The organism is Alteromonas ponticola (assembly GCF_012911815.1).
GTDB classification, from domain to species: domain Bacteria; phylum Pseudomonadota; class Gammaproteobacteria; order Enterobacterales; family Alteromonadaceae; genus Alteromonas; species Alteromonas ponticola.
On record NZ_JAATNW010000001.1, the window covers coordinates 22,585 to 40,339 of the forward strand.

The 17,755-nt window shown below is 45.1% G+C and carries 12 protein-coding genes; 1 reads left to right on the top strand and 11 read right to left on the bottom strand.

What is annotated here, in order from left to right; translation table 11 throughout:
* Window position 1: 1 nt before the first annotated feature.
* From HCJ96_RS00055 to HCJ96_RS00070, 4 genes are all read right to left on the bottom strand, one after another.
* Entirely contained in the window at window positions 2–1,069 is a 1,068-nt protein-coding gene (locus HCJ96_RS00055) for a putative zinc-binding metallopeptidase (RefSeq protein WP_169208998.1), read from the bottom strand.
* A 177-nt stretch (window positions 1,070–1,246) separates the two neighbouring features.
* Complete coding sequence (locus HCJ96_RS00060) at window positions 1,247–2,788, bottom strand: cryptochrome/photolyase family protein (RefSeq protein WP_169208999.1); 1,542 nt, start codon at window positions 2,786–2,788, stop codon at window positions 1,247–1,249.
* Window positions 2,785–4,215, bottom strand: a complete 1,431-nt coding sequence (locus HCJ96_RS00065) for an FAD-binding domain-containing protein (protein WP_169209000.1) — start codon at window positions 4,213–4,215, stop codon at window positions 2,785–2,787. Before HCJ96_RS00065 ends, HCJ96_RS00060 begins: the two co-directional genes overlap by 4 nt.
* A gap of 101 nt (window positions 4,216–4,316) precedes the next feature.
* The gene (locus HCJ96_RS00070) at window positions 4,317–4,577 is read right to left on the bottom strand and encodes a hypothetical protein (protein ID WP_169209001.1); all 261 of its coding nucleotides are present in this window, start codon (window positions 4,575–4,577) and stop codon (window positions 4,317–4,319) included.
* 142 nt (window positions 4,578–4,719) lie between these two features.
* Between HCJ96_RS00070 and fabA the strand changes: the two genes are divergently transcribed.
* Complete coding sequence (gene fabA, locus HCJ96_RS00075; protein WP_169209002.1) at window positions 4,720–5,238, top strand: bifunctional 3-hydroxydecanoyl-ACP dehydratase/trans-2-decenoyl-ACP isomerase; 519 nt, start codon at window positions 4,720–4,722, stop codon at window positions 5,236–5,238.
* Window positions 5,239–5,297: 59 nt separating this feature from the next.
* On the opposite strand, the gene rmf is transcribed toward fabA, so the two are convergent.
* From rmf to HCJ96_RS00110, 7 genes are all read right to left on the bottom strand, one after another.
* Complete coding sequence (gene rmf, locus HCJ96_RS00080; protein WP_169209003.1) at window positions 5,298–5,474, bottom strand: ribosome modulation factor; 177 nt, start codon at window positions 5,472–5,474, stop codon at window positions 5,298–5,300.
* A gap of 271 nt (window positions 5,475–5,745) precedes the next feature.
* Entirely contained in the window at window positions 5,746–7,449 is a 1,704-nt protein-coding gene (locus tag HCJ96_RS00085; protein WP_169209004.1) for a DUF3466 family protein, read from the bottom strand.
* 12 nt (window positions 7,450–7,461) lie between these two features.
* Window positions 7,462–9,402, bottom strand: coding sequence for an ATP-binding cassette ATPase Uup (gene uup, locus HCJ96_RS00090; RefSeq protein WP_169209005.1), 1,941 nt, complete (start codon window positions 9,400–9,402; stop codon window positions 7,462–7,464).
* The gene (locus tag HCJ96_RS00095) at window positions 9,399–9,629 is read right to left on the bottom strand and encodes a glutaredoxin family protein (RefSeq protein ID WP_169209006.1); all 231 of its coding nucleotides are present in this window, start codon (window positions 9,627–9,629) and stop codon (window positions 9,399–9,401) included. Before HCJ96_RS00095 ends, uup begins: the two co-directional genes overlap by 4 nt.
* On the bottom strand, window positions 9,623–11,719 hold the full coding sequence (gene rlmKL / locus HCJ96_RS00100; RefSeq protein ID WP_169209007.1) for a bifunctional 23S rRNA (guanine(2069)-N(7))-methyltransferase RlmK/23S rRNA (guanine(2445)-N(2))-methyltransferase RlmL: 2,097 nt from the start codon (window positions 11,717–11,719) through the stop codon (window positions 9,623–9,625). The genes HCJ96_RS00095 and rlmKL overlap by 7 nt, the downstream gene beginning before the upstream one ends.
* An 11-nt stretch (window positions 11,720–11,730) precedes the next feature.
* Window positions 11,731–12,738 carry a quinone-dependent dihydroorotate dehydrogenase gene (pyrD, locus tag HCJ96_RS00105; protein WP_169209008.1) on the bottom strand — a complete coding sequence of 336 codons (1,008 nt, stop codon included), beginning with the start codon at window positions 12,736–12,738 and terminating at the stop codon, window positions 11,731–11,733.
* Window positions 12,739–12,800: 62 nt separating this feature from the next.
* Window positions 12,801–17,639, bottom strand: a complete 4,839-nt coding sequence (locus HCJ96_RS00110) for an NAD-glutamate dehydrogenase (RefSeq protein ID WP_169209009.1) — start codon at window positions 17,637–17,639, stop codon at window positions 12,801–12,803.
* Window positions 17,640–17,755 lie beyond the last annotated feature (116 nt).

Below are 17,755 nucleotides of genomic sequence, written 5' to 3' on the forward strand. Positions count from 1 at the left end.
GCTAAGCAGAAAGTTGCTTTTGCACAATATCGTGCACGAACCGTAACTTTAGTAACGCCCTATCGGAAATAACAAACGGATAAGCATCATCCAGCCCCATGCTTCTATTAAGTGCATTAAGCACAGTGGTTAGTCTGCACCAATCTTCATAAACGACATCAAATTCTGGGTTGGCGGCACCATTGTTTGTCAGTGGGTTGACCGTTTCGTATCCCAACAGAGCAACTTCGTATTCGGTGGCCGTTTCCAGCGTATCTACAATGTGTAAATAGTGGGCCCAGGTTTCTGCCCAATCTTCCCACGGGTGCATGCTGGCGTAGGCGCTAATGTAATTTTCCTGCCAGTTGGCGGGCGGCCCTGACTTATAATAGGCTTCAAGAGACTGCATGTAATCGATATTTTCATCGCCGAACAAGTCACGAAAGGATTGCTGCCAGGGTGAATTTTGGATTAAAACATCCCAGTAAAAATGGCCTGACTCGTGACGAAAGTGACCAATTAACGTGCGATAACGTTCATTCATCTTTTCACGCATTAGCACTCTGGACGCATCTTCAGCTTCGCGCAGATTAAGCGTAATAACACCATTATTATGCCCGGTGATAATCGTCGATTTTACAGTAAGTTCGTTGCCGTATTTATCCTCTTTTACATCTTCTAAGAACCGAAAACGTAAGGGAGGTTTATCTGGTATCGGACGCCATACAGGTAACCCAAGCTTCTTCAAAGTGTATAGCAGACGCCTTTTGGCTAATTCCATGCGGTACCACAACAATACATTCTCCTGACGCGAGAGATCGGGGATATGCGTGGTGAGCGCACAACTGCTACAGTACTCGCCCTCCTGATTTAGAGGTACCAGCCAGTTGCACACCTGATACTTTGTGTAGTTGCTACAAGGCTTGTAATGCTGATTGTCGGCATACGCCAGCCAGACGTTATCTTCAATAAGTTCACAGGTAGATAACGTTAGTTGTTCAGGGATAAAGCCCACGGACCGGCCGCAGGATAGACAGCTTGAATTGGCAAAATACAAGGTATTGCCACACTTACAGGTGAAGTTTCGCACAGATGGTTTGCTCGCTATGGGCTTTTATCTAACCACAGTGTAACGTAAATTTATGCAAATAGAGCGAGTTATTGCGTAAATTGAGATTACAAATGATTAAGTGAGCAATCAAAACACTTAACATTTAAAATCAGCATCTTACAGGGTTACGCATAACCATAAGGTGGGCGGGAGTACTTATATTTTCTGGTTTTTTGATAACATAGATAAAAAGCGGGTGGCGGATGACTGGGCGGCTTCGAGTTTCTCCGTGGACATGCGGCTTAGTGCATTCATTACCATATTCATGCGTGGATTATCGGACAGAATTGTCTGATGCTTGGCGACAAATCGCCAGTACAAATAATTAAAAGGACACGCGGTCTCACCCGTTTTGACGCTGACTTTATATTTACAATGCTTGCAATAGTCAGACATCTTATTAATGTAATTGCCGCTGGCAATATAGGGTTTGCTGGCCAATTTACCCCCGTCGGCAAACAAAATCATGGCATTCACATTGGGCAGCTCTACCCATTCGTAGGCATCCGCATAAACCAGTAAATACCATTCCTGCACCTGTTCTGGTGCTATTTCAGTAAGTAAGCAAAAGTTGCCCAATACCATGAGCCGTTGAATGTGGTGGGCGTAGGCGTTTTCCCGGGTGTCGTTAATGCATTGGCGTAAACAATTCATTTTGGTTTCGCCATTCCAGAAAAACGCAGGCAAATCTCGTGATGCCTTAAAAAAATTATCTAATTTCAAATTGGGCATGAAATGCCAGTAAAACCCTCTAATAAACTCACGCCAACCTAAAATTTGTCGGATGAAGCCTTCCGCTGAATTCAGTGGCACTTCGCCACTGTGGTATGCCTGCTCAGCCGCCTGCACCACTTCCTTAGGGCGCAGTAAGCCGCAATTAATATAAAATGATATATGAGAATGGAATAGCCAGGGTTGGCCGTGCTTCATTGCGTCCTGATACTGGCCAAAATCTTTTAGTCGGACCTCGACAAAATGCTGTAGCACCTTTAGTGCCTGTTCTCGGGTAACGGCCAGATCAAAGTTGTCTATTTCACCAAAATGGTCGCCAAATTCGGCTTTTACCAACTCAATTACTTGTCGGGTTATCTCGTCAGGTTCAAAGGTTACCTTTTGGGGAATTTCAACTGAGTCAGGCAACGCCTCACGGTTTTGCTTGTCATAATTCCACTTGCCGCCTATTGGCTTATTGTCTTGCTCAATCAGGACCTGATGGTCAACGCGCATCTGGCGATAGAAATACTCCATTCTGAGGATCTCCTTATCGCTGGCCCATTGGTTAAAGGCTTCGGTGGAACAGAAAAAGCGAGGATCGGGCAGCAAGGTGGCAGGTAGCTTTAATTGATGTTGCCATTGCTGCATACTTTTGAGTAATCTGAATTCGCCAGGTTCAGTCACTTCAACGCTATCGAACTTTTGCTTTTCGCATAATCGTGCAACTTCGTTTAGCAATGAGCCTTGGTTATTCGGGTCGCTATACTTGCGATACACAACCGTATAGCCATCCTGTTTCAACTGTTGCGCAAAGTGGCGCATGGCAGAAAATAGCAGAGCAATTTTCTTTTTGTGGTGTTTTACGTAGGTGGCTTCTTCTTTAACTTCAGCCAGCAGAAAAACATCTTTTGTTTTCACGGCATCTTTAACTATAGGCAGTGTGGCATCAAGCTGATCACCCAAAATTAAGCGTAATGTTGTCATGACGACTTAATCTGATCATAGCGGTCAAGGGCACGTTGTCGACTGGCCTTTAAGTCAACAATGGGCTCTGGGTAATCTTTGCCCAGTGCAACACCCGCCTCCTTTAAGGTGTCCTCACTGGCTTTCCATGGCTGATGAATATATTTGTCAGGTAGGTCGGCTAATTCAGGACAATATTTGCGCACATACTCGCCCTGCTTGTCAAATTTTTCCCCCTGCAGAACGGGATTGAATATACGAAAATAAGGCACAGCGTCAGCGCCGCATCCTGCTACCCATTGCCAATTCGCATTGTTGTTGGCCAGATCCGCGTCGAGCAGACAATCCCAGAACCACTGCTCTCCTTTGCGCCAGTCTATTAATAGATTTTTAACTAAAAACGAACCCACAATCATGCGCACACGGTTATGCATGAAGCCGGTTTGCCAGAGCTCACGCATGCCCGCGTCGACGATAGGATAACCGGTTTTTCCCTGTTGCCAGGCATGCATGGATGAGACATCAGTTTGCCAGTTGAACTTGTCGAACTTCTCATTGAAGTTGGCGTGACACATCGAGGGAAAGTGGTACAGTAAATGGTAATTAAATTCGCGCCAGCCGATCTCGCTTAAAAAGGTGTCGACATGAACGCTTTGTTGACCTTCAAATTTATCCTTAACCGCGTACCAGACCTGGTGGGGTGACAATTCACCGAAGTGTAAATGAGGGGACAAACAAGATGTACCTTGCGCGGCGGGTTCATCACGCGCTGATTTATAGCGTTCAATTTCATTGTTAATAAACTGCTGCAGTCTGTCCGCTGCTCCCTCCTCGCCCGGTTTCCAATGCTTATCGATGGTTTCAAACCAGTTAATTGAAGGAAACAGACCCAGGTCATCGAGCGAACAACCTTTATCAGCTGCATTCTGATAGGTAATTCTGCCTGGCGCACCGCTTGGATAGCGTGGGTTAGGTCCATGTTGCAGGCAGCCCTTTTTGTAAAAAGGGGTAAATACTTTATAGGGATCGCCATCTTTTTTACTGATTTCGAACGGCTCCCACAACAGCGAGCCGTTGAATGAAGTGACATTATATCCTTCGTCGGACAATTGCTTTTTCAGTTTTTGGTCGCGGTTGATTCGCCAGGGCTCATAACAGCGATTCCACACAACCCCATCGCATTCGAAAGCTTTAGCCAGTTCTGGTAATAGTTCTGCTGGATCACCTTGAAAGAATTGCATATGACCATTTAGTCTTTCATTCAGTGAATATAAGCTCTTATGCAGCCACCAGTTGGATGCCTCACCACGTTGATATTTTTTAGGACACGAAGTGTCATCAATATAGATGGGGATAATCTTACCGTTATCGCTAGCGGCTGTAAGCGCAGGATTATCTTTGACGCGTAAGTCTTGTCTGAACCAGACTAAGGTGGTTGGGACTGTCACAATTACAACCTGTTTTGATTACTTGCTTGAGTGGTACGGCACGCAACCCTATTAAAGGTTAAAAATTAATAATATTTTTTGTTAATGTGTGCTTCATTTAGTTAGCGTTTATGATCTTTAAGCCACTCGTTCAGCAGTTTGATTTGACCACATTTGTACGCAGCAAATAAAACCCGCAGCGCATTAGAAAGGGTTTCACTGTCACTCCAACCCGTTTTTTGTCTGATTTCGTCGTAACATTCCTGCGCCTGAGGCGTCACATAGCCACGAATTAATTTTTTACCCGCTTCTTGTTGGCGCGCTCTGAACCGGCGTTGTTTTTCAGCATTTGCAGACGTGTTCGTGCTTTTATCATTTTTCATAAGTGCGTCGTTTATTGAGGGCGATGTGAATGTGTAAAGTTTAGCACGGTAAAATAAGTGAAATAAATCACTGTTCGGAGTTGTTTAGCGTACAAGTGTTCGCTAAATTAGCCGTTCATTTTTTCAGAAGCGATATTGAGTAATGACAGAAAGAAAAAATAGTTTTGACCGAGACGACTTGTTGGCGTGCAGCCGAGGTGAGATGTTTGGTCCGGGTAACAGTCAATTGCCTGCCCCGAATATGTTGATGATGGACAGAATTGTTAGCATTACTGAAGACGGTGGTGAGCACGGTAAGGGACAAATTATCGCAGAGCTGGATATTGCAGAAGATCTGTGGTTTTTCGATTGCCACTTTCCCGGCGATCCTGTAATGCCGGGTTGTTTAGGTCTAGATGCGATGTGGCAGCTGGTAGGCTTTTTTCTTGGCTGGAGCGGAGGCCCCGGTAAGGGTCGCGCATTAGGTGTAGGTCAGGTGAAATTTACCGGTCAGATATTGCCAACGGCGAAAAAAGTAACTTACCGTATCGATATGAAGCGTGTGGTAAAGCGCAAGTTATTCATGGGCATGGCAGACGGTACGGTTGAAGTTGATGGGCGTCAGATTTATTCGGCTAACGATTTAAAAGTGGGCCTGTTTCAGGATACCTCTGCTTTTTAATCGCCCTAAAAAAGTAAAAGCCCCTAAACGGGGCTTTGTTACTACCTCAGAAAAGATTATTACCGAACTGACAATCCTTGCTGCCGATCATCAACAGCCTCACGCCATCCCCCTAACCAATGCGACCGCGCATCATTTGATTGAAATGGACAGTTTTCCTTAGATCGACCGCTTATTCCTGCTTGATACCCTTTTGCATGGGCGCGTGTCAGTTTATCTCTTTTTTGTCTTTTCATTGATAAGCCTCTTTTTTGGTTAACGTGCAAAAAAACACTTACCGAGCGCTCTTACTAAATTCGTATCGTTAGTGCCGATAAAATGTTTCGCACATTACTGAGATAGCGTAATTGACAAAATGGTTCAACAAAGTTTTTTTAATTGGCTAATTGACAAACAGTAAGCTATTAATTGCATTATTCTTTTTTATTACAATTTTTTGTCATAAATATGTCATTTATTGCCAATATTTGGCATAAAAAAACCGCCCTAAGGCGGTTTCAATTTCGTTTAGCAAAGTTTTCGCCTGCGTAAACAAATCAACAAGCATAGAGCGAGCAAAGAGACAAAGGTGCCGGTAGCAGCAGCGCGCTCGTAGTTTGGTTGCTCTTTTTCATCACAGGCTTCAATTTGACCGTTTGCGATAGGTGATAACTTTACAGCGACGATTTTATCGACCTTAATATTTTCGCCGTTCTCATCGAGTATAGGTGTGCCACTTGCGTATCTTTCGTTTGCACGGATCCTGGCGTTTGCAATAATTTCGTTGTCATCATTAATATCGATCGCTTCAACTAGCAAATATGGCGTGTCGCATTGAGTAAGCTGGTTGAGGTTAACAAACTCATCCGCGTTGATGTCATACATAAAGGCGTTAGTTTCTCTGTTCGCTTCATTGCTGGACTCAATATCCGCGCCGCCCACAACGATATTTTTATTGTTTATCGCCTGCGGCTTAACCCCAGCATTAACAAAAAAACCATCCGGATAGCGGGTTTCAGCGGTGGCTGCGTTATGCACGAAAAAGCGTTCTCTGGCGACCTCATTAGGCGCTCTAAAAACGGTTCCTGTTATCCAACCGCTGTCATTAACCGCCGTGGCCTGACTTGAGAGATCACGCTCATCGGAAAGAAATGCAACAGTTGCACCATCCTTAAAATAGGTTGCGTGCTGCTCTGGTCGATTAACGGGCACCTGGTTATCTGGAAGCAATAATCTGACAGAATCCCCCGTGTGCGTCCAACCTACTGCCAGACCATTATTATTAATATTAAGGATGCGGTTTTCCCAGGCAAACTGGTTAGATTCAGGCTCAAACGGTAACGGGAACGTTTCTTGTGAAAGTACTTCCCCGCTAGCGCTCAGCTGCCAGACAGTAGCTCGCTTGGATGAGTTCTGTTCAAACTCTGCGCCGGTGATGATACCGAACAGACAAACTTCCTCCGGCACATCACCCCGTTCGTTTTCATCAGCACACGCTGCGACGCTGTCGCGTAAGGCTGGGGAGAAGCGGGTTGAACTGTAGCCGCCTACCTGAAAGTTACGATTGACGGCAAAGGCTTCGGATAGGCCATTGGCAAGTTTGTCTTTTGGCAATAACGCTGTGGTGTCACTACCAACCTGAACAAATGCTCTGCGCAGGATATCGTTAACCGTATACCTGATTAGCTGATCGTCTGCGTTGGTGTATTCAACGTCAACGAATGGAGATTGCGAAGACCCCACGATAAAATCACCATCCACACTGTCATAGGCGATGGTGGTAACTGACTTACTGAAGTCATCAAATTTTTCAACGTAATTATCAAATCCGGCAATGAATTGAGTATTAACTAAATCAGTGGCATAGCTTTTAAATTGGGCAATTTTTTGCTTGCGCAGAGAAAACGCACTCTGGTCATTTTGAACGATCAGATAATTTACGATTAACGTGTAGTCGATATCACTGAATATACCATTGCGGATATCTTCTTCGCTTTCAATCGACGCTTCATTTGTTGAAAAAAAGTTGGTTTGGGTCAACCGTTTTACGTCTATCGGAGAATTGAACTCATTGCTGGTCGTAACCAGCATAAAATCGCTATTATCAATTGACTGGGCAAATGTACCTTTTGCCTTATTATTGACCGGAAGCGGTGTTATCGAATAAGTCGCAGCGACAGTACTCATGCTGGTCAATGTTAACAGGGCGGCTGCAATTGGTGTTATTTTCATGGATTATCCTATTTACTGCTGATCTTCCAGCGTACTTTCTAATTCATCCCAGCGAGCGTATTTCGCTGCTAACGTATCCTCAATTTCAGCAAGTTGCGCGAGTGCTGTTGAGGTCTCATCATTCGTTCGTTTAAAAAATTCGGGTTGGTTAACTTGTTCTTGTAATTCTGCCAGCTTTTCCTCTAACGATTCAATCTCTTGAGGTAAGCTTTCCAGCTCTCTTTGTGCTTTGTACGAGAGCTTTTTAGGCTTTTTCGTTACTGGCGCTGGCTTTGGACTGCTTTCCTGAGATTTAGTTTCACTTTTAGCTGACCTGAGCTGTTTTCTTTCAAACACATCAAATACCGATTCGCCTCTGCCTTTATACCATTGTTCAATATCAGTAAACCCGCCGACAAATTCCTGAATCTTGCCGTTACCGGCGAAAAACAAGGCACTGTCAGCTACGTTGTCAACAAACTCCCTGTCATGGCTAACCAGCAACACGGTGCCTTCGTAGTTCAGTAGCAGGCTTTCCAACATTTCCAGAGTTTCGACATCCAGATCATTGGTCGGTTCATCGAGAACCAGAACATTACTGGGTTTAAGCATGAGCTTGGCCAGCATTAAGCGGTTTTTTTCTCCGCCAGACAAAGATTTTACCGGTGCATTAACCCGCTCCGGCGTGAACAGGTAATCTTGCAGATAGCTAATCACGTGTCGGGGTTGGCCATTCACGGTTAAATCGCGTTTGCCGTCGCCAACCGCATCGATGACGGATTTTTCCAGATCCAGCCCTTGTCTGTGCTGATCGAAATAAGCAACTTCAAGATTTGCGCCTTGCTTGCAATTTCCGCTATCGGGTTCAAGTTGACCTAATAACAGTTTGATAAGGGTGGTTTTACCGCATCCATTAGGGCCGATAAGAGCGATTTTATCACCCCGTAACAGGGTCAGGTTTAAGTCACGAACCAGACACTTTTGTTCAATTGAGTAGCTCAGATGGGTGGCTTCAAAAACGGTTTTACCTGAGCGTGTAGAGGCTGATTGCGATACTACCGCATTGCCCTGCACTTCCTGGCGTTGCCTGCGCTGTTCGCGTAGCTTTTTCAGGGCTCTGACCCTGCCTTCGTTACGTGTTCTGCGTGCTTTGATACCTTGACGGATCCAGACTTCTTCCTGCGCTAACTTTTTATCAAACTCTGCATTCTGAGTTGCTTCAATTTCAAGATCTTGCTGCTTCTTTTCAAGATAGGTCGCATAGTTGCCCGGGTAACTGGTGAGCGTACCTCTATCGAGATCAATGATACGGGTTGCCATACGTCTGATAAAAGAACGATCGTGGCTGATAAAAATAATGGCCCCATTATAAGTCGATAGAGAGCTTTCTAACCACTCTATCATAGCAATGTCCAAGTGGTTGGTTGGCTCATCAAGTAATAAAATATCCGGTGAACGCACCAGCGTGCGCGCCAGTGCTGCCTTGCGGCGCCAGCCACCAGATAACTCAGCGAGCCTGGTATCAGGAAGCAGTTGTAACTGTGACAGCGTTTGCTCAATTTTCTGTTCAAACTGCCACGCATTCTGTGCTTCCAGTTGTTCTTGCAGATTTTGTAGCCGCACTAAATTTGCTTCTGATGGATCTTCTGCCACGGTTTGCGTTTGATGAAAGTAGGCCTTTATCGTTTCACCCAACTCGGCAAGACCTTCGGCTACATAATCAAAAATGCTGACGTTATTGGTTTGGGGTGGATCCTGTTCCAACCGGGCGATAATGGTGTCATTATCGATAATTCGCTGGCCGTCATCGGCATTAATTTCACCGGCAATGACTTTCAGTAAAGTCGATTTACCGCTGCCGTTTCGTCCAACCAGGCAGACCCGCTCTTTAGGTTGTACCACCAGATCAATGTCATTCAGTAACGGAGGGCTACCGAACATTAACGAAATATTTTTTAACTGAATTAAACTCATTCTAAAAACTGCTCAAGAAGTTCGGTATCAAATGGCCAACCAAGTTCGGCATCGGTATCTTTTCGTTTTACCACTGGAATGCGTGCACCATACAAATGATATAGCTCGGCACTCTCTCGGATATTGACCTTTTCAATATCAACGGGCCGATTCAGCTCGGCAATGATGGCTAGCGCATCATCGCATAAATGGCAGCCAGGGCCGGTGAATAAAATAAGACTTAGCATGCCAGTAGCCAACACTTATGAATATTGCTGTGCCGTGCAAAGTCAGTGGGGATAGTTTGTTGACTTATGTCGGTAATGTGGAGGCCCAACGCAGCGATGTCATCGGTTGCTAACTTAAATCCCCGTCGATTATTTGAAAAAACAATCTCTCCTCCCTCTCGCAAACATTTTCTAGCGTTAGTAATCAGCTCTACATGGTCGCGCTGGACATCCCAGGTAGTATTCATGCGCTTAGAGTTAGAGAACGAAGGTGGGTCAATAAAAATTAAATCGTATTTGGCGTTGTGTTCGGCTAACCAGCTCACACAATCAGCTTGAATAAACGCATAAGCGCCACTTAATTTATTCTGCTTAAAATTGTCTTTCGCCCACTCAAGGTAGGTATTCGACATGTCAACCGTGGTAACAGAACGCGCTCCACCCAGTGCGGCAAACACAGACACTGAACCGGTGTACGAAAACAAGTTTAACACATCTTTATTGGCGGCTTTGCTTTTTACTATCTGACGGGTTTCCCGATGATCGAGAAATAATCCGGTATCCAGATAATCAGTCAGGTTTACCAGAAATTGGGCACCGTTTTCATGCACAACCTGCTTGTCGCCTTTTTGAGATAGCTTAGTGTATTGCTGAGTGCCTTTTTGTTTTTCGCGAACTTTCAAATAAACATTTTTGCTGGCAACGCCGCACACCGCTGGCGCGTGCAATAGGACTTCCTGTAAACGGCGCTTGGCTTTGTCTTCGGAAACCGTTTTAGGCGGAGCGTATTCCTGGATAACCAGTGCCTCACCGTAACGATCAATTGCTACGTTATAGTCAGGTAAATCTGCATCATAAATACGGTAACAGTTAGTTTGCTGAGACTTGATCCACTTATTAAGTTTTTTAAGATTTTTTTGCAAGCGGTTAGCAAATTCATGATTACTGCCAGATTCACTAAACTGCTGGCAATTATCTTCGTCTAAAACATAATTAACCAGGCGGCACTCCAGCTTGCCATTGTTAATGGCATAATCTTTATTCGCCCTTAACTTAAGTAACTTCAGGAGGTCCCGATTACTGCTCAATAGGGATACATGCCATCCCTGCCATGCGGTTTTAAGATGCTGTCCCCAATCGGTAAATAACTCAATCAGTTCAGTCAGCTGGCCAAGCCTCTCTCCGTAGGGTGGATTACTAACCAGATAACCGACAGTTTTCAGCGGCGGGCAGAACGTGGTGGCGTTAGAATGAGCAAACTCGATATCACTGAACACGCCGGCATTGTCAGCGTTTTTACGGGCGACTGCCACAAGGTTTTTGTCTATGTCAGCTGCGAAGATGTTATTTAATGCCGGCGTTTGTGCGGCCAGGGCTTCAGTATTTAACTGATCCCACATCGCTTCGTCATGTTGTTGCCAACGATTGAACCCCCAATACTCGCGTTTTACACCGGGTGCGATATTGCGTTGAATGTATGCCGCTTCGATTGCCAGCGTGCCAGAGCCGCACATGGGATCGATTAAAGGACTGGAAGTCTTTTTCGTCCAGCCGGAACGCATTAGAATAGCGCAAGCAACATGCTCTTTAAGCGGCGCTTCGCCGGTGGATTGTCGATAGGCACGCTGATGTAAACTACTACCACTTAAGTCGATACCAATGGTGATCAAGTCTCGTTTGCAGCGGGCATAAATGGGCAAGTCAGGCTTATATTTTTGTACCGAAGGGCGCTCGCCCACGTTTTCCATAAATTGGTCAACGATGGCGTCTTTTATTTTAACAGCACCAAACTGGGTGTTTTTTATTACCCTGTTGGTACCGTGAAAGGCAATACTTAACGTCTGCGAAGGCGCTAGATGTTCTGACCAATCAATGTCTTTAGCCGCATCATAAAGCCCTTCAGCATCATCAAATTTACTTTCGTTTAATACCCAAACCACTCGGTTGGCAAGCCGTGACCACAAACAAAGACGGTAGGCCTGCTCAAGTGTGCCGGTAAACGTAAGCTGACCGGGCGATGATTTTATTTGCGCATCCGGCACCAGCATTGTCACTTCTTCAGCTAACAGTTCATCCAAACCTTTGCTGGTTGTGAGTAATATTGAATTCATAATCTTCTTAATTAAAGCGACTTGGCAATACGTTTGATCAAGTCGGGGCCCTGATAAATAAAGGCTGAATATACCTGTATAAGTGACGCACCGGCATCTAACCGCTGACGGGCAGTGTTTTCAGAATGAATCCCGCCGACACTGATTATAGGTAGCGCTCGATCCAGTTCGGCAGCAAGCTGTTTGGTTACCTGGTAACTTTTATCATCCAACACTTCACCACTTAGACCGCCCGCTTCCTCTGCATTTTTAAGGCCCTCTACAGGCTTGCGATCAAGGGTAGTATTGGTGGCAATAACGCCATCCATTTTTGATTTTATCAACGCGCGCGCAAAGTCCGATACTTCAGATTGAGACAGGTCTGGCGCAATTTTAACGAAAATAGGAACGTATTTGCTGTGAGTCTGACACAGTTTTTCCTGGCCCTGCTTTAACCCGTCCAATAAGTGGGACAATGCCTCACCATGCTGCAAGTTACGCAAACCCGGAGTGTTGGGCGACGAAATATTAACGGTTATGTAGCTGGCGTAAGGATACACTTTGTTTAAGCAAACCTGATAGTCGCTAAGTGCCTGTTCGTCGGGTGTATCTTTATTTTTACCTATATTGATACCAATGACACCGTCATATTCTGTTCGCTTAACTTGCTCGACCAGGTAATCAACCCCTTTATTGTTAAAGCCCATGCGATTGATGATCGCCTGCTTTTCAGGGATCCTGAATAATCTCGGTTTAGGATTTCCTGACTGAGGACGCGGGGTAACCGTGCCTACTTCGATAAAGCCAAAACCCATGGCGGCAAATGCGTCAATACATTCGCCATTTTTATCCAACCCCGCAGCTAAACCGACAGGATTAGTAAATTTAATACCCGCCACGGTGGTGGGCTTAGACACAGTCTGGTGTGAATATAATTTATTCAGTGGCGTATGTTGGGTGCGATGTAGCCATTTTATTGCCAATTCATGGCTGGTTTCTGGGTCGCACTTAAGCAGTAAATTTTGAATAAGTGATTGCATGTAATTATAAAAAAGCCCTGTATCCCAGGGCTTTTATTCGTCAGGTAACAATTGTGACCATTCTAATGGTTAGACTTAACGCTTAAAAGCATCAATTCACGCAATGCGACAGAAAACTTAGCAAATTCGTGTGTATTGCTTGTTTTAAACTCAGACATCATGTGATACCAACGTTTCAGAAGCGTTTGATTTTGCTCAATCCAGCTGTTTAAAATTTCATCCGCATCTTTTGCGTCGGGACGCGATTGCAGTAAATTTGCTGTAATCGAACGTTGTTGCCAGTCAAGCTCTTCACGATAAGATGCTCTGGCCAGTGCTTGCCAGTGATTACTTACCGATTGATTAGTGATTTGCTCTAAGAACCAATGCAGCTCCAGTTTTGAACCTAACTGGAAGTACAGCTTGGCAATCACTGAGGTATCGTGTGAATCGGCTTCATCAATTTGCGCCAGATCCAGACTCGAGAACATATTGGAGAAGCTGGCTACTTGATAAGCAATATCCTGCGGCACCCCTTCTTTTGCATAACGCTGGGTCATTTTTTCCAGATACGAATATTCTGCTTCTACCAGGTAGTCCTGCAGATGACGAGTCAGGTTTTCGAAGGTAGTACGATAACGGTCGATAGACTCCTGAATGCCCAGCGACTTATTACCATGGCGTAAATACCAGCGTGACGCTCTGCGCATAATGCGACGACACGCTTCCAGCATTTCCAGTTGCAAATCAGCAGGTACCTGGTTATCTAAATCTTCGATTTTTTCCCAGATGGTTTCGATATTAAAAATACCTTTGATGATTGCATAGGCGTTAGCTATTTCATCAACGGTGGCACCGGTTTCTTCCTGCATTCTGAACACAAAGTTCAGGCCCATGTCATTAACAATGTTGTTAGTTAACTTGGTGGCGATGATTTCGCTTCTTAGCGGGTGCTCCTGCATCTGCTGGCTGAACTTATCACGAAGCACTTCAGGGAAAGCGGTGATGAGTAATTTGCCGTGATACGGGTTAGACGTAATTTCAGGAATATCCAGAGACTCTTTCAATACCATTTTGCCGTACGCCGAAAGTACACTCAGTTCAGGACGTGTAAAGCCTCTGTCAGACGCAACGCGGTCAGATATCTCTTCATCAGTAGGAATAAATTCCAGTTCACGATTTAATAACCCTTCGCGCTCCAAGCCATGAACAAAGCGTAACTGCTCTTTCAGCAACGAGACACCTGAGCGTTCGGTAATTGAAATAGATTGAGTCTGGCGATAACAGTCCTGCAATACCAGTTCGGCGACGTCATCAGTCATGTCATAAAGCAAGGCGTTACGCTGCTTTAGTGTCATATCACCATTTGCAACTAGGCTGTTAAGCAAGATTTTGATATTGACTTCGTTATCTGAACAGTCAACACCACCCACGTTATCAATGAAGTCGGTATTTACCCGTCCACCATGCGCGGCATACTCAACTCGACCTAGCTGGGTCAGACCCAGGTTACCCCCCTCGCCTACAATTTTCGCTTTCACATCTTTACCGTTTAAGCGTAAATCGTCATTGGCACGGTCACCCACGTCGGAGTGAGTTTCTTTGCTGCTCTTGACGTAAGTTCCGATGCCACCATTCCAGAGCAGATCGACTGGCATTTTCAGAATGTTGTGAATAAGCTCATTCGGCGTCATCGTTTGTTGACGCGTGCCTAACCACTTTTTCATTTCGGCAGTTAACTTAATCGATTTTGCCGAACGGTTAAACACACCACCGCCTGTTGAAATCAGCTTGCTGTCATAGTCTTCCCATGACAACGACGGATTTTCAAATAAGCGTTTGCGCTCTTGATAACTGGATTTAGCATCCGGGTCAGGATCGAAGAAGATATGTAAATGGTTGAACGCGGCAATTAAACGCGTGTGTTCTGACAGCAACATACCATTACCGAATACGTCGCCTGCCATATCACCCACACCAATAGCGGTGAAATCAGTGGTTTGACAGTTCACGCCCATTTCGCGGAAATGACGTTTAACCGATTCCCAGCCACCGCGGGCGGTAATCCCCATTTTCTTATGGTCGTAGCCAACACTGCCGCCTGATGCAAAAGCGTCGCCTAACCAGAAATTAAATTCGGCAGAGATACTATTTGCAATATCAGAGAAGGTGGCAGTTCCTTTGTCTGCAGCAACAACCAGATAAGGATCATCTTCATCAAGACGAACCACATCTTTAGGGGGGACTATTTCACCATTGACAATATTGTCAGTAATATCTAATAAACTTCTTATAAAGGTGCGGTAACAATTCTGACCTTCTGCCTGAACTGCTGCACGACCTTCGCTGAATGGCAGTTGTTTACAGATAAAGCCACCTTTCGCACCCACTGGCACGATCACGGTGTTCTTCACCTGCTGCGCTTTAACCAGCCCGAGGATTTCAGTGCGGAAATCTTCCTGGCGATCTGACCAGCGCAAGCCACCACGGGCGACTTTGCCACCACGTAAATGCACCCCTTCAACACGGGGGCTATAGACAAAGATTTCAAATTTAGGTAACGGCAGGGGCATATCAGGAATAAGCTCAGGCATCATTTTAAATGACACATAAGGTTTTTCCATGCCGGCATCGTCCAACTGATAGAAGTTGGTACGTAAGGTTGCCTTCATTAAATCCAGGTAGCGACGGATTATCCGGTCGTCGTCCAGATTACTCACCCCATCTAACTGCGATTTTATTTCGCTAAGAATGGCTTCCTGTTTCTTCTGATTGCGTTTTTTCTTGGGATTGAAGCGCTGTTCGAAAAACTCGATTAGCAGCTTGGCAATATCAGGGTAATTAGACAATGTGTTGGCAATGTAATCACGGCTGAATGAGCTACCCGTTTGACGCATGTATTTCGCGTACGCACGCAAAATAGTAACCCGTCGCCCGGTCATACCGCCACCCAGGATCAGACGGTTGAATGCATCATCTTCCAGCGTGTTGTACCAGACTTTGGCGAACGCGTCCTGAAACAGTTCCTGCGCTTTTTCCATGTCCATATGCTGACCACTTTTGTGCAGCATGGTGAAATCCATCACCCAGTTGCGCTCATTTTCAGAACAGGTAATTTTATAGGGACTCTCGTCTACCACGCGCAGACCAAAATTTTCCAGCATCGGCAAGACGTCAGAAAGATGGATCGGTTCAGCTTTATGGAATAGCTTAAGTTTTACGATCTGACTGTCTGATTGCTCTTCCTGTGGGCGATAGAACAGCATGTCCAGCGTATGGTTTTCATCCAGCAATTCAAGCTTCTGAATATCAATCAATGCTGCGCTGGGTAAGTTCTGTTCCATGTAACTACGGGAAAATGCATTGAGATAGCGTTTCTCTAGTGCCTTACCATTTGCCTCACCGTGTGCTGCAGTGATCGACGAAGCTAGCCTATCGTTCCAGGTTTTCGTCAGTTCGATAATATTTTTCTCAATTTCCTTCACATCGTATTCCGCATTGTTGTCATCGACCCGTGCAATGTAGTGTGTTCTTGCATACACAGATTCAGAGAAATAGGTAGTAAATTCGACTTCTTCCTGGGCTCCTAAGGAAGCTTTCAGTAGCGCCTGCGTGTCTTTACGCAGTTGTGTGTTGTAACGCTCTCTGGGTACGAATACCAGACATGAGAAGAAGCGACCGAAGATATCTTTTCTGATAAAGAGCTTGGATATGCCGCGCTCCTGCATCTGGAAAATACCTTTTACAATCTGTGCAAGCTCGGCTGACGGGGTTTGCAATAACTCATCACGTGGATAAGTTTCAATAATATTAACAAAGGCTTTATAGGCGTGAGTTCCCGGCTCGAACCCGGAATGGTCACATACTCGCTTAATTTTCTCGCGCAAGATGGGTAAATCGATGGCGCTTGAGTTGTAGAATGAAGCCGAATACAGACCCAGGAAACGGTGTTCACCGACAACATGCCCCTCTTTGTCAAATGCCTTGACACCAATGTAATCCATGTACGCAGGACGATGGACGCGGGCTCTGGAATTGGTTTTGGTTAAAATAAGCGGGTTACTACTTAACGCTGCGGCGCGTGCGGTAGCAGGTAAGTTAGAAACCAGGCGTTCACGATCACTGATGGAGTTTTTCATCAGCCCTAAGCTGGAGTCATTCGCCGGTACCCAGCGATGGTCACCTTCGATGGCTTTTACATCATAGTAGCGGTAGCCCATCAGGGTAAAGTTATGGTCGGCTAACCAGTCTAAAAAGGTTTTAGTTTGCTTTTGTTCGTCTGCAGCAACAGGCCAGTTTAGTTTGTAAGCCTGTTGGATGACTTCGTCAAGTTTTTGTCCCATTGCCTGCCAGTCATTCACTGCAAGCCAGACTTCATCCACCACCGAATGCAATTCTTTGGTCAGTGTATCAATATCTTTTTTAGCAGTTTGACGGTCAATCTCGATAAACAGGACGGTTTCTTTGGTTATGCCATTACCTGCTTTGCCGGGTTCGACAAATTCCGTGATCTTGTTTTCGTTATTGCGCTTCAAGCCGATCGGGCTGTGCAAGAATAAATGCGAGTTAATGCCCATACGGTTGAGCGCCATACGCACAGAATCAACCAGAAATGGCATATCCTTAACGATGATTTCGACTATAGTGTGACTGGAGTGCCACCCCTGTTTGGCAATTTCAGGATTAAAAACCCGGATGAAGGGTTCTTTACTATCAAACTTCTCCAGTGCATTCCATAAACTTAATGTTGCACCATATAGATCGCTATCATTGCGGTATTCAAGGTCATCGTTGGAAATGTTTTTATATAACAGACGACCAAATTGCTGAACGAGCGATTTTTGCTTCGCGTCCACTTTTTTATCAATAAGTGAATAAACATTGTCTAGCAGTACTGAATGCCGCTGAGAGGTGACTGTCATGTATAAACCTTTTTGTTGTCGTAAGTGCAGAGTATCACTAGCTATTTTCGCTAAATATTAGCGTTAATGAAAGCCTTATTTAACGTCATTTTAACAGCATAGATAAGTATGCAGAA

What these genes read in the sequence shown, in the direction of transcription:
- HCJ96_RS00060 (WP_169208999.1), bottom strand. Translation starts at nt 2,788, where the DNA reads ATGACAACATTACGCTTAATTTTGGGTGATCAGCTTGATGCCACACTG.
- pyrD (WP_169209008.1), bottom strand. Translation starts at nt 12,738, where the DNA reads ATGCAATCACTTATTCAAAATTTACTGCTTAAGTGCGACCCAGAAACC.
- HCJ96_RS00070 (WP_169209001.1), bottom strand. Translation starts at nt 4,577, where the DNA reads ATGAAAAATGATAAAAGCACGAACACGTCTGCAAATGCTGAAAAACAA.
- HCJ96_RS00085 (WP_169209004.1), bottom strand. Translation starts at nt 7,449, where the DNA reads ATGAAAATAACACCAATTGCAGCCGCCCTGTTAACATTGACCAGCATG.
- HCJ96_RS00110 (WP_169209009.1), bottom strand. Translation starts at nt 17,639, where the DNA reads ATGACAGTCACCTCTCAGCGGCATTCAGTACTGCTAGACAATGTTTAT.
- HCJ96_RS00095 (WP_169209006.1), bottom strand. Translation starts at nt 9,629, where the DNA reads ATGCTAAGTCTTATTTTATTCACCGGCCCTGGCTGCCATTTATGCGAT.
- rlmKL (WP_169209007.1), bottom strand. Translation starts at nt 11,719, where the DNA reads ATGAATTCAATATTACTCACAACCAGCAAAGGTTTGGATGAACTGTTA.
- rmf (WP_169209003.1), bottom strand. Translation starts at nt 5,474, where the DNA reads ATGAAAAGACAAAAAAGAGATAAACTGACACGCGCCCATGCAAAAGGG.
- uup (WP_169209005.1), bottom strand. Translation starts at nt 9,402, where the DNA reads ATGAGTTTAATTCAGTTAAAAAATATTTCGTTAATGTTCGGTAGCCCT.
- fabA (WP_169209002.1), top strand. Translation starts at nt 4,720, where the DNA reads ATGACAGAAAGAAAAAATAGTTTTGACCGAGACGACTTGTTGGCGTGC.